The sequence below is a fragment of the Chloroflexota bacterium genome, assembly GCA_020850535.1.
Taxonomy (GTDB): domain Bacteria; phylum Chloroflexota; class UBA6077; order UBA6077; family JACCZL01; genus JADZEM01.
In genome coordinates, this window is sequence record JADZEM010000178.1 from 1 (window position 1) to 13,228 (window position 13,228).

Annotated in this window: 8 protein-coding genes; 4 read left to right on the top strand and 4 right to left on the bottom strand. The window is 68.9% G+C overall.

All coding sequences use genetic code 11. The features are described from left to right. The first annotated feature begins 213 nt into the window (after positions 1 to 213). From IT306_25530 to IT306_25540, 3 genes are all read left to right on the top strand, one after another. Positions 214 to 1,614, top strand: a complete 1,401-nt coding sequence (locus IT306_25530) for an ATP-binding protein (GenBank protein MCC7371805.1) — start codon at positions 214 to 216, stop codon at positions 1,612 to 1,614. 126 nt (positions 1,615 to 1,740) lie between these two features. Further along, on the top strand, positions 1,741 to 2,307 hold the full coding sequence (locus IT306_25535; protein ID MCC7371806.1) for a winged helix-turn-helix transcriptional regulator: 567 nt from the start codon (positions 1,741 to 1,743) through the stop codon (positions 2,305 to 2,307). 174 nt (positions 2,308 to 2,481) lie between these two features. Then, positions 2,482 to 3,672: an MFS transporter gene (locus IT306_25540; GenBank protein ID MCC7371807.1), complete on the top strand. Its 1,191-nt coding sequence runs from the start codon at positions 2,482 to 2,484 to the stop codon at positions 3,670 to 3,672. A 76-nt stretch (positions 3,673 to 3,748) separates the two neighbouring features. Here IT306_25540 and IT306_25545 read toward each other — a convergent pair whose 3' ends face one another. From IT306_25545 to IT306_25560, 4 genes are all read right to left on the bottom strand, one after another. Beyond that, positions 3,749 to 4,408: a hypothetical protein gene (locus IT306_25545; GenBank protein MCC7371808.1), complete on the bottom strand. Its 660-nt coding sequence runs from the start codon at positions 4,406 to 4,408 to the stop codon at positions 3,749 to 3,751. A 21-nt stretch (positions 4,409 to 4,429) separates the two neighbouring features. Continuing rightward, a complete protein-coding gene (locus tag IT306_25550) occupies positions 4,430 to 5,140 on the bottom strand; it encodes a TlpA family protein disulfide reductase (GenBank protein MCC7371809.1) in 711 nt (236 codons plus the stop codon). A 265-nt stretch (positions 5,141 to 5,405) separates the two neighbouring features. Then, positions 5,406 to 7,067, bottom strand: a complete 1,662-nt coding sequence (locus IT306_25555; GenBank protein MCC7371810.1) for a PucR family transcriptional regulator ligand-binding domain-containing protein — start codon at positions 7,065 to 7,067, stop codon at positions 5,406 to 5,408. A gap of 10 nt (positions 7,068 to 7,077) precedes the next feature. Next, on the bottom strand, positions 7,078 to 9,177 hold the full coding sequence (locus IT306_25560) for a molybdopterin-dependent oxidoreductase (protein ID MCC7371811.1): 2,100 nt from the start codon (positions 9,175 to 9,177) through the stop codon (positions 7,078 to 7,080). Between the two features lie 514 nt (positions 9,178 to 9,691). On the opposite strand from IT306_25560, the gene IT306_25565 reads away from it, so the two are divergent. Then, positions 9,692 to 13,162, top strand: a complete 3,471-nt coding sequence (locus tag IT306_25565) for a hypothetical protein (GenBank protein ID MCC7371812.1) — start codon at positions 9,692 to 9,694, stop codon at positions 13,160 to 13,162. Positions 13,163 to 13,228 lie beyond the last annotated feature (66 nt).

Genomic DNA, 13,228 nt, shown 5'->3' on the forward strand with positions numbered 1-13,228 from the left:
CGCCGTCGCTGCGCGACGGCCGTGGGGAACGGCAGGCACTGGTGCGACTGGCGCGTCGCGCAGCGACGGCAGGAGTGTAGGCGGGGCTTTCAAGCCCCGACGCGGCGGCACGACGACATCAACATGCAATCCCCCTGCAGCCCCTGGGAGGATCGGAGTCTGTGGGCGTGGCGTTCGGGTACACTCTCGGGCGATCCTCCCAGGAAGGCCCCGATGACCGTCTCGCTCCCCTCGCTCAGCGGCGCGCGAGGCGCCGCGCTGATCCGCGCCGATCTGCTGCGCGCCCGATCCCTCAGCGTGCTGCGCCCGGTCCTCGCCGACCCCATCGGTGCGGCATTCCTGGAGCTGCTCGACGCGCTGGCGACCGAGGAGTCCGCCGCCCGGATCGGCAGCATCTACGGCAAGCTGTTCGCGCTCCTGGCCGACGAGGCCGAGCTCTCCACCGAGCAACTGGTGGGCGACGCCTGGCAGAACCACCTGCTGGATCGCCTGTTGGAGACGGAGACGCCGTTCAGCCGGAAGGCGCAGCGCGCCGGCCTCGACGGCATCGGGCCGTCCCTGCTGGCGCAGGTCCGCCGCGATCTCGCAGCGCTCCAGTCCCTGCACAGTCTCGACACTGCCCGACTGGCTCGGGCCGCCGCGCACGCCGCCAACGCCGAGGCGGGCGATGTCTGGGTCGCCTGGGACGGCTTCCGATCCCTGCCAGATGGCGATCAACCGGCCGCTCAGGCCAGCTACGCGCTCAAGCAGCAGCTCGCCCGGTCGAATGACTGGCCGGCCCTTGCCGAGACGATGGCCGAACGGTACGCGCGCGTGGGGGCCGGCCCGTTTGGGCGGTACCGTGCGTTCCGGTGGGTCCGCGAAGAGGGCCAGGGGCCGAGCCAGGGCCGGCTCGTCGGCGTCGTCGCTCCGGACCCGATTCGCCTGGATCAACTCGTCGGCTACGAGCGCGAGCGCGCGCTGGTGCTCCAGAACACCGAGCAGTTCCTGGCCGGGTTCGCCGCGAACAGCGCGCTGCTCTACGGCGACCGTGGCACCGGCAAGTCTTCCACCGTCAAGGCCCTGCTCAACGAGCACGCCGACGCCGGCCTGCGGCTGGTCGAAGTCTCGCGCGACGACCTCAGCGATTTCCCCTGGATCATCAACCAGCTCCGAGATCGCCCCGAGCGATTCATCCTCTTCGTGGACGATCTCTCGTTCGACGAGGGCGAGCGCGACTATCGCGGCCTGAAGGCGGTGCTGGAGGGGAGCGTTGAGGGGCGACCGAACAACGTCGTGCTCTACGCCACGTCCAACCGCCGGCACCTCGTGCAGGAGCGCTGGACGGACCGCGAGTCGGTGATCTCCGCCGAGATCCACGGCCAGGACACGATGCAGGAGAAGCTTTCGCTGTCGGACCGGTTCGGCATTCGGGTGGTCTTCCCCTCGCCGGATCAGCGACGCTACCTCGCCGTGGTCGAGGCTCTGGCACAGCAGCGCGGCCTGGACATCGACGCTGAGACGCTCCGGCGTCGCGGTCTCCAGTGGGCCGAGTGGCATAACGGACGCAGCGGCCGGACAGCACGCCAGTTTATCGACCATCTCCAGGGTGAGCTGGGGATGGCAGCCCGGTAAGGCTGCTGTCCCACCGCCCCTGAGCCGTCCGTTCGCCGGCCCACCGTCCGTTCGCATGTTGACAGATCGTTAACACCCGCGTACGATGCTTCCATCTCCCCGAACTATTCGAAGTGGACGAACGACGTGAGCGAGGTCGCTCGCCGCACCGAGCTGCTGGCGCAGATCGCTGAGCTTGAGCCGCAGATGCTGCGGGTGCTCGGGCCAGCCCAGGCCCGCGAGTGGGTCGATGTTGACCTGACCATGTCGCAGCTCAAGATGATGTTCGTCCTGTCCCGCTCGGTGAGTCCGGTGAGTGACCCTGGATTGCGCGTGAGCGAGGTCGCGCGGGGGTTGGGCGTCACCCTGCCGACTGTGACAGCAGTGATGGATAAGCTGGTCGAGCGGGGCCTGGTTCGGCGCGACGACGATCCGACCGACCGTCGTCAGCACGTGTGCCGGCTCACGTCAGACGGGAACGCCTTGCTGCAGCGTCTCATGGCCGGGCGTCGGGCCTTCACCAACATGTTGATGGAACACCTGGACGACGACGAGCTGGCAACGTTCCTGAACGGCATGCAGGTGCTGCTCAGGGCAGGCGAGCGGCTGCACGCGAGTGCCGGCTGCGCCGGCGGACCATCAGTAGCCTGCCCAGCCGCTGACGCTCCGGCTGAGGCGCCGTTTGTGACCGTCGGGCGGGAGTGGGCATCCTAGCCGGCATCGCCTCCGAGACCGGGCCACCCTTCCAGACCGGGCCACCCTTCCAGACCGGGCCACCCTTCCAGACCGGGCCACCCGCCGAGACCGGGCCGGCCTCCGGGCGAATGGCTCCTCATCGCCAGTCCGTGCCGCCTCGCGCCGCACGGTCCTGTCGCCTATGATGCCGCCATGCAGCTTTCCTGGCGTGGGACCAACGTCCTGCTCCTCGCCACCACGACCGTCATGTTCGCCAGTGAGGGGCACCTGATCGCCTTCACCCCGCTCCAGCTTCGCGAGCTGGGCCTCGACGATACTGAGGTTGGCGTCTGGACCGGCATCCTCGTCGCCATCACGATGGGCATGGCCCTGCCGCTCGGCCCGTTCTGGGGCGTGCTGGCCGAGCGCTTCTCACGGCGGGTCATCCTGCTGCGGACCTTCATCATCCTGGCGGTCTCCCTGCTGGTCGCCGCCTGGGCTGAGACGCTTGGCTGGGTGATCCTGGCGCGCGCTCTCTGCGGGTTCAGCTACGGCGTCGGCGGCGTGATCACCGCGACGCAGGCCATGCTGACCCCGCGTCCGTACGTCGGGCGGGCCGTGGCGACGGTGCAGACGGCGATGCCGATCGCGGCCAGCATCGGGCCGCCGCTCGGCGCGCTGCTCATCCCCGTCATCGGGCTGCGCGGGCTACAGATCCTCGACGCCGTCCTGGTGCTCGTCGCCGGGATCGTGCTGGCGCTGCTGCTGCCCGAGCCAGAGGGTGCGCCGAAGCCAGTATCCGTCATGGGGCGTATGGGGGAGGTCTTCGCTATTTCCTGGAAGACGCCTGGCATCCGCTGGAACTTCGCCAATCAGTTCCTGGTGCGGTCTGGCTCCGGGACGGTGGATGCCTACATTTCGGTGCGTATCGCCCAGGTGGCCGCCGATCCGGCCTTCGCCATCGGCTGGATCCTGGGCGGGTACGGCGTGGTCACCACGGTCAGTACCTGGCTGACGGGGCGCATCGCTGATCGCTCGGACATCGTGCGGCTGTACACGTTCGGCATGTTGTTCGGGGCCATCGTGACGCTGGGGATCATGGTGTCGCCGTGGCTCTGGCTGGTGGGCGTATTCGCGCTGTTGCGCGGCATCCCGACCGCCCTGGCGCGTCCCCTGCTGGTGGCGCACCTTGCGCGCGTCGTTCCGCACAGCTATCAGACGGGCGTCTTCGGCCTGTTCCCCACGGTGGGAAACGTCGGCGGGTTGCTGTTCCCGCTGCTGGCCGCCGGCGTCGTTGGCTCCGGGTTGTGGGCCGCCTTCGCTATCGGCGCGCTCGGGTACGCCGCGAGCGTGGCAACGGGCGTGCGCCTTGGGAGGGTGCCGATGCCGCGCGAGCACGTCTGACGATGGCGACCGTCCAGGGTGACCATCGTGCTGGCACGCGGACCGCCACCGCCAATCTGACGATGCCGGCGCGGCTTCACAGGGCCAGCACCTCGGCCCACACCCCGAACAGCCCGATGCTGACTAGCAGCAGGCCGGCCGCTCGCGTCAACAGCGTGTACCGCGCGGCGACGAACCGGGTCAGGAGGCGCTGGGCCGGGGCCGCCAGCAGCGGCAGCAGGATCAGCGGCCAGCCGAAGCCCAGCCCGAATGCCAGCGCGTAGAGCAGCCCGTCAGCCAGGGACGCGATGCTGCCGGCCCCCAGCACAAACGCACTGACGATCAGCGGACCGGCGCAGGGCAGGGTCATCGGGCCGAGCAGCAGGCCGTAGGCGAACGCCGTCAACAGCGGATTCCGGAAGACCGGCGCCCGGGCGGTGGCGAGTCGGGCGAACGGGCTCTTGCCGAGCAGCAGCAGGACGCCCAGCAGGATGACGCTGCCGTAGACCAGCGGCAGCAGCCACGGCAGCACGGCGCCAAACGTGGCGCGCAGCAGGAACAGGATCAGGCCAACTGCCAGCATCATGGTCAGCACGCCGGCCAGCACCAGGACGCCAAGCACCCCCTGCCAGTCGCGCGCCCGGCCCGAGTCGGCGGCAAGGTACGCCACCATGCTCGGGTAGAGCGGCAACATACAGACGTTGGTGAGGATGGAGGCGTTGCCCAGGACAAACGCCTCCAGCAGTTGACTCGACATGGCGCGTGTGACTCCAGAGGATCAGGGACGCGGCATCTGGTCCATCGGCTTGTCCGGCATCGCGCCGCCGGGCATCTGGTTGTTGCCCATCGAGGGGTCCGACATCGGCTTGTCCGGCATCGAGTCGCTGGACATCGACGGATCGGTCATCGGCTGCGCGCCCATCGGGTGCATCATGCTGGCCTCATCGAGCTTCGCCAGCAGCGCGTCTGCCGACTGGAAACCGGTGCTCAGATCGGTGGTCGAGCCGTCCGGCAGGATCAGGAAGTGTGGCACGGCCGGCGGGTTGGTGACGGTCCGCCCGAACTGCCCGGCCAGGGCCTGCAGCATCTCCTGACTCATGACGGCGAACGTCCAGTCAAAGCCCTGGGCGTTGACGTACGCGGCCAGCGCATCAGGCGCGAGGTTCGTCTCGACGCTCAGCCCGACGAACACGACCTGCCGCGGATCGATCTGCCCGCGCACGTGATCGCGGATGGCGCTCATCTGCTGGCGGCAGTTGGTGCACCAGGTGGCCATCGGCTCGACGTAGACGGTCTTGCCGGCGAAGTCTGCCAGCGTGAAGCTCTGGCCGGTGCGGGCGTCGGCGAGCGGGAGCGTGTGCCAGGCCGGTCGCATCATCTCCTGGGAGGCCGGCGCGGCGGTCGCCGCCGGCGCGAGTGCCAGGCCAGCGGCGAGCAGCAGCGCCAGGGCGCTGACGAGCAATCCGAGAGGCTTGCCAGAGATTCGCATGTCGTGTCCTCTCCCTGTTGCGAGGTGGCCCCGGGCAGGCCGATCCTGCCGGGGGCGCAGCGTTCAGGCGTCGGGGCGGCTGAACGGTCTCAGCGTAGGCCGTAGATGTTACGAATCGCTGACGCGGCTTGGACGCATTCGTCAGAATGACAGAGGTCGGCGTCTGCCATCGGCAGAGAAGGGTAGGCCGCCAGCGACCGGCACCCGCGCAAGCACCCGCGCAAGCATCCGCGCAAGCACAGGCGTTGGCCGGCGCAGACGGCGGCTATCCGCGTGGCAGCATCCGGAGCACCCGCAGTGCCAGCCCCAGGCTCAGGCGTGCGTCGGCGTCGTCCAGGCTCTGGCCCAGCACCTGCTCGACGGTGGCGAGCCGCTGGCGCACCGTGTTGTAGTGGACGTACAGGACGTGGGCGGCCTTCGCGCCGTTGCCGCTGCAGGCCAGGAAGACCTCGAGCGTCCGGACCAGCTCGCTGCCGTGGGCCGTGTCGTAGGTGAGGAGCGGGCCGAGGGTCGCCTCGCGGAACGCCGCCAGCTCCTCGTTGGAGCAGCCGGCCAGCAGTCGGTCCAATCCGAGATCCTCGAACAGGGAGACGTGGCCGGGGCCGCGCGTTCTTCGACCGACGGCCAATGCCCGCAGCGCCTCGCGGTGGCTGGCGGCGAGATCCAGAGGATCGTCGCAGGTGCGCCCGATCCCGACGCTGACGAGGCTTCCAGGCAGGCGACGGGCAGCCTCGGCTTGCAGGGCGGCGGCGGCCTCCAGCAGCGCCGCCCGGCCGCGCGGTCCCGGGGCCACCAGCGCCGCGACACCCGCGCTGCGCTGCCAGACGATAGCCTCGCGCCCCAGGGCGGCGGAGGCGGCCTCGGTGAGCCGCTGACGGAGGCGCGTCTGCTCCCCGACACTCGCCAGGGCTGGCCGCTGATCGACCGGCCGCCCGTCCAGCGCCGCAAGCTCGACCACCAGCGCCGCCCGTGGCTGCGCCAGGTCCCAGCCGAACGTCAGCGCGTGCTCGTGCAGGATGCCGGGATCGACAGCGTGCCCGGCGACCAGCTCCTCCAGGCAGACGGCCTGAAAGCGCCGGTCGGCCTCGGCGATGCCCCGCGCCTGCACCAGCCGAAGCGCCGCGACGGTGGCTGCCTGCTCGACGGCCACCAGGGCGTCATCGGCCAGGGTGGCGGTCTCGGCCGGCAGGATGATCGCGCCGTGTTGCTCGCCGTCAACCTGGATCGGCTGGGCGACGACCGGGGTGGCGGCCGTCAGGGTGAAGATGGCCGCGCTGACCTCGCCACGCCGGGCGGACGGCAGGCCCTCACTCCCTAATGGCGTCAGCGTGCCCCGGCGGCCGGCCGCCCCGAGCCCGTGGCGGCTGGCGTCCTGGGATGCTGCCAGCACCGTCCCTTCAGGGTCGAGAATGGCGGCCGGCCGCTCGATCAGCTCCGCCAGCGTCTGCGCGATCTCGCGCAGGCCGCCGCCGCTCAGCACGATCCGCGTGAAGCGGTCGTGGATGGCCGCCGAGCGCTCCAGCCGCAGTGCCTGGGCGTTGAGGATCGACCCGAGGACGGCGTTGATGACCTCGTCGAAGGAGGCTTCGGGCGGCAGCTCGATCAGCGGGAACGCCAGCCGCTCAGCCGCCTCGACCATGACAGGCGGGATCTGGTCGATGTAGCGGCTCGGCTTGATGGCGAACCCGGCCAGCCCGCGCTCGGCGAGGCCGGGCACCAGATCGGCAAGGGCGGCGCGCTCGTCGCGGAGCGGATAGGCCGTGGTCAGCAGCAACTGGCGCGGCTTGACCCACGGCAGGATGTCCGGCACCTCCATGATGTTGACCTGATTGACGAGCCGGTCCAGGCCGGTCGCGCCCGCCACCACGCGCGCTCGCTGGAACGGCGCGAGCTTCAAGGCCTCGCGGAGCGGAACACCCTCGGTCACGATTGGTCAGTCATCGGTTGTCAGGAGGGTGCGCCGTCACTACTGACGACTGAGAACTGACGACTTCCACCAGCGCTTCGTAGGTGGCCTGGCCGCCCAGGATCGGCAAGGCTTCCGACTGGGCCGGCGACAGGCAGTCCTCGTTGGACGTCAGCTTGTTGACGGCGACCCAGCCGTCGCGCATCCACACGACCCCCGGCGGCACGTCCTCGGTAACGCGAGCGGTGGCGTCCGCGGCGCCACGGTCGTTGTAGAGCTGAATGGCTGACCCGTGGGTGATGCCGCGCTCGGCAGCGTCCAGCGGGCTGATCCACAGCTCGGGGCCAGGGTTGACCTTCGCCAGTGACGGCAGGGCGCGGGCCTCGTCGTAGAAGCCGTGGAACGAGGTGAACGTCCGCCCCTGCTTGAAGACCAGCGGGTAGCGGTCCGCCAGGGCCGGGGCCGTCTCCGGCGTCTCGGAGGGCGGCTCGTAGATCGGCAGCGGCGGCAACCCGATCCGAGCCGCCCGTTCGGAGTACAGCTCGATCTTGCCGGATGGCGTATGGTAGCGGTGGTCGGGGTAGGCGATGTGCGAGATCTTGCGCTCGTAGCGGCCATCGGAGGCCCGCAGCCGCTCGACCGTCAACTGGCCGCCGTCGAGGCCGGCCAGCAGGGCGTTGACCGGACCCTCGGGGCCGTCCCAGGGCACGATGTCCGGGCGGTCGATGCCGTGGGCGAGATCGGTGATGAACCGGGCCGTCGAGCGAGCCTCGGCGTAGGTCGGCAACGCCTGGTCGGTCAGGTAGATGTGGGTGGCAGTGTCCTTCATCCCGACTTCCTCCAACCAGGAGGTGCCGGGCAGGACGATGTCGGCGAGCCGCCGAGTGGTCTCGGTGTGGAAAAGGTCGTGCGAGACGACCAGCCCGACTCGATCGATGGCCTCAGCCATGCCGTCCGAGTCGGCAAAGCTCGACAGGACGTTGGTTCCGAGCAGCAGGAGCACATCGATCTTGCCCTCGCGCATCGCGCGGGCCATGCTGGGCATGTGGCTGGGGATGTACTCGCCGGGCGGGCGCAGGTGCGGCATGGTGATGTCGGCGGGGCCTTCGCCGTGCGTGCCGCCGCGGTGGCGTGGCCCGAGTCCGCCGCCAGGGATGCCGTACTGTCCGGTCAGCGCCGGCAGGCAAGAGATCGCCCGGCTGACCTGCCAGCCGCCCCGATGCTTGAAGATCGACGCGCCGCCCAGGACGATGCAGGCCGGTTTGCTGGTGGCGTACCGCCGTGCCAGCCAGCGGATCGTGTCCTCGTCCAGGCCGGTGATGGCGGCGGTCCAGGCCGGAGTGTGCCGCCCGAGCGTCGGCGCGAGACGTTCCCAGCCGACCGTGTGCTCGGCCAGGAACGCCCGGTCCTCCAGCCCCTCCTCGACGATGATCTGCATCATGCCGAGGGCCAGGGCGGCGTCCGTGCCCGGCTTGATGACCAGCATCCGGTCGGCGTGGCGGGCCGTCTCGGTGCGCCGCACGTCGATGGCGACGACTGTTGCGCCGCGCTCGCGGGCCGCGATCAGGTGTGGGGCCGTGGTCGGCTGGCTGGCGACGTTCGCGCCCCACATGATGACCGTCTCGGCGTGGGCGGCCATGTCCTCCTTGGTGTTGGTGCTGGTGGTTCCGGTCAGCAGCAGCCCGTACCCGCCGAGCGCCCAGCAGACGATGGAGGAGTTCCAGCCCTGCACGCCGCTGAGATAGCCGAACCGCCGCGCAAGCTGCGAGCCGATGCCGCTGACCGACGAGCCGTGCCCGGTCCAGACGCCGACGCGCGGCAGCCCGGCCGCCCGCATGGCCGAGAGGATGCGGTCCATCGCATCGTCCCAGGAGATCGGCTCCCAGCCCTCGGAGCCTCGCGGGCCGCGCCGAAGCAGCGGATGGGAGAGGCGCAGCGGGTTGCCCTGGATCTCGTGGGCCGAGCGCCCGCGCACGCACAGGAAGCCGCGACTGTCCGGATGGTCGGGATCGCCCGCGATCTTGAGCAGGCGGCCATCCTCGACGGTCACCAGCATGCCGCAGTAGGTCGGGTGGCAGTTCATCGGGCACATCGTGCGGAGCGTCTGCGCGCGTGCAGGCGAGGCGACCATGCGGCTGCTGACTCCAGGGAGGCGGAGGGCGGGCACACCTGAGCATGCTCGCACAGGTGGCCGCTCGATGCTGACCGGCCCCCACAGCGTACCACGAGCAGCATCGTATGCCATGTGCTGGCATGCAGCTTGGGTCGGCCGCGGACATGCGCATGTGATGGTCTCTGCCAGCTCAGGCTGGTCGTCGGCCACGAGGCAGCGGCGCTCCGCCTGCGTCCGTACCGCCCCATCGGAAGGGAGCGCGCTTCGACAGAATCTGCTTACGTCTATTGACTGATCGTCATAAGAACAGCGCTCCGCTGTTATCCGAACGATAGCTTGACAAAACAGGCGTTCTACACGGGAAATGCTCGAAAAGTCTGCCCATCTTTTTCTGCATGAGTAGCGGACGAGATGTTGACGAACACAAGATCTTGTGGCATGCTTCCTGCCTGAGCACAAGATGTTGTGGCGGATGCCGTGGGTAGGCTCCACCCGCCGGGACATAACACAGCCTCAGCCGCGAGGGAACGCGATGCCACAAGAAGCGCCAAAGGTGCCGGTTACCGTCGCTGATGGAAAGCGTTTGAAGCCCGATGCCGAGGGCGCGGTTATCAGCAACGGGAATGGTCATGGGCACAGCGCCATGGAAGTCGAAGTGCCGTTGCCGGAGAGCATCATCAAGCGCGACGGGCGCGAGGTTCCGTTCGACATCTCGCGCATCGAGAGCGCGCTGAGCCGCTGCTTCGCCGGCTTCGGGCGCACCCCGACGACGCCCGTCAAGGAGCTGGCCCGGCGCGCGGCCAACATCATCGCGGCCAAGGCCGATACCGGCGAGAAGCCGACCGTCGAGACAGTCCAGGACATCGTCGAGATGGTGCTGCAGGCGGCCGGCGAGTTCGAGGCGGCCAAGCGGTACATCATCTACCGCTTCGAGCATGCCAAGCAGCGGCTGGAGCGCCCGATCCCGGACGAGGTGCGGGCGGCCTTCGACGCCGACAAGCCGTACTTCCCCACCGCGTTGCAGCAGTTCCAGTTCTACGACAAGTACAGCCGCTTCAACTACGAGCTGGGCCGCCGCGAGACCTGGGTCGAGACGGTGGACCGCTCGGTGGCCTTCCTCCACGAGCTGGCCGGCGACCGGCTGCCGTCGGAGACCTACGAGCGCATCCGCCTGGGCATCCTCGACATGAAGGTGATGCCGTCGATGCGGATGCTGGCGATGGCTGGCCCGGCCGCGCGCCGCAACAACATCAGCATCTACAACTGCTCGTACCAGCCAGTGGACAGCCTGGACGCCTTCTGCGAGGCGCTGATCATCTCGATGAGCGGTTGCGGCGTCGGGTACTCCGTCGAGAGCAAGTACGTCGAGAACTTCCCGCGCATCAAGCGGCAGACCGGGGCCAACCCTGACCTGTACGTCGTGGAGGACACGACGGAGGGCTGGGCGGCGGCGCTGCGCTACGGCCTGGAGCGCTGGTTCGACGGCGGCGACGTCCGCTTCAACCTGGACCTGATCCGCGCGGCCGGCGCGCCGCTGATGATCAAGGGCGGGCGCGCCAGCGGCCCCGAGCCGCTGCGGGCGATGCTCGACTTCATGCGGCGGCGCATCCTGGCGCGGCAGGGCTCGTTCCTGCGGCCCATCGACGCGCACGACATGATGTGCGCGGTCGGGTCGGCGGCGGTCTCAGGTGGCGTGCGTCGGACGGCGATGATCTCGCTGTACGACTACCACGACGAGGAGATGCTGCGCTGCAAGGCCGGCGACTTCGAGCGGGAGAACAGCCAGCGCTGGAACGCCAACAACTCGGCCGTCTGGCCGGAGGGCGGCCCCTCGCAGACGGAGTTCATGCGCCAGTTCCTCGAAATGGTCGAGGGCGGCCGTGGCGAGCCGGGCATCTTCAGCCGCGACGTGGCCCAGAAGCTGCGGCCGGCCCGCCGGGCGAACGCCGAGTTCGGCACGAACCCGTGTGTGACGGCTGACACCTGGGTACTCACCGATCAAGGGCCGCGCCAGGTACGCGATCTGATTGGTGTGCCGCATCGGACCATCGTGCATGGTCAGCCGTTTGCCACCACGCCGGAAGGCTTCTGGAGCACGGGAGTCAAGCCGGTGCTGAAGCTGACGACCCGTGAGGGTCATGCGCTGCGGCTGACGGCCAACCACCAGATCGAGACGGTCACCCACCTGACGCGCAAGGTCGAGCGGACCGAGTGGCGTGAGGCCGGCAGCCTGCAGCCGGGCGACGTGGTGAAGATCCATACGCACCGAAGCGATTTGACCTGGGACGGGCACGGCACGTTCGTCGAGGGGCAGTTGCTAGGGGCGCTGGTGGGAGACGGCACGTTCTCGCAGCGGTCCGGCAAGGCCGGGCAGACCCTCACGATGGCGCACCTCGACTTCTGGGCCGAACAGTCTGCAGTGCGAATGGCTGCTGCTGCGACTGCGGTTCACGCGACCGTGGGGGGGCGGAGCGATCTGAGCGGCGTGGCCTGTGTGCAGCCGGACAAGCATCGTGTGCCATCGGCTGGGTTGGCCCGACTGGCGATGGAGTACGGCATCGAGCCAGGGGCCAAGACGGTCACGCCACAGGTCGAGCGTGCATCGAGCGCCTTCTACGGTGGTTTCCTACAGCGTCTGTTCGACGCGGATGGCAGCGTGCAGGGTCGTCAGCAGAAGGACGTGAGCGTTCGGCTCGCGCAATCGAACCTGGCTGCACTCCAGGGCGTCCAGCGCATGCTTCTCCGCCTTGGCGTCGCCTCGACGATCTACCGCGAGCGTCGGCCGGCGGGATTCCGCGCGATGCCAGATGGGCACGGCGGCTCGGCTCAGTACTGGACTCAGGCGAACCACGAGCTGGTTGTCGCGAATGACAATTTGCAGGAGTTCGCCATCCGGGTCGGATTCGGAGACGAGGCAAAGAGTGCGCGCTTGACCGAGGCGCTCGGCAGCTACCGCCGACAGCCGAATCGTGAGACGTTCACGGCGACGGTAGCAGCCATCGAGCCGGATGGCGTCGAGGAGGTCTTCGACTGCTCGGTTCCCGGGCCGAACGCCTTTGATGCGAACGGGTTCGTCGCGCATAACTGCGGCGAGATCGTGTTGCGGCCCTGGCAGTTCTGCAACCTGTCCGCCGTGGTGGCTCGTGCTGATGACACCATCGAGACGATGCGCGAGAAGGTGGAGCTTGCCACCATCATCGGCAGCATCCAGTCGATGGCGACGCACTTCCCGGGCCTCCGTCCGATCTGGAAGGAGAACTGCGAGGAGGAGCGGCTGCTCGGCGTGGACATCACCGGCCAGATGGACAGCCCCATCGCGCAGGATGCCGGCGTGAAGGATGGTTTGCGGCACGTCGCCGTCGAAGTCAACCGGATGACGGCGCGGGCGCTGGGGATCAACCAGTCGGCAGCGGTGACCTGCGTCAAGCCGAGCGGCAACACCTCGCAGCTCGTGGACTGCTCCAGCGGCCTGCACTCCCGCTGGGCGCCGTACTACCTGAAGAACGCCCGGGTGGCGGCGCACTCGCCGATCTTCGAGGTGCTGCGCGACGCTGCCGTGCCGATGGACCCTGAGAACGGCCAGACACCCGAGAATGCCACGACCTGGGTCATCCACTTCCCGGTGAAGGCGCCCGAGGGTTCGATTACCCGCAACGACCGCACGGCCATCGAGCAGTGCGAGTTCTGGCTGCAGAACAAGGTGCACTGGACGGAGCACAACCCGAGCGTGACGATCACCTACCGGCCGCACGAGGTGATCGATCTGCTCCAGTGGATCTGGGAGCATCGGGACAAGATCGGTGGTATGGCGTTCCTGCCGTCGTTCGACGCGCAGTACGCGCAGCTGCCGCTGATCGAGATCTCGAAGGAGGAGTACGAGCGGCGGGCGTCCGAGTTCCCGGCGATCGACTTCAGCAAGATCTACCGCTACGAGCAGGAAGACCTGACGACGGCGGCGCAGGAGCTTGCGTGCTCGGCAGGGTACTGCGAGATCGAGGCGTAGCGCTCTACGTCGCAGGCTTTCGCCTGAAAGAGCACGGCTCTCGGTGAGCCAATCGGGGTCGGGCTC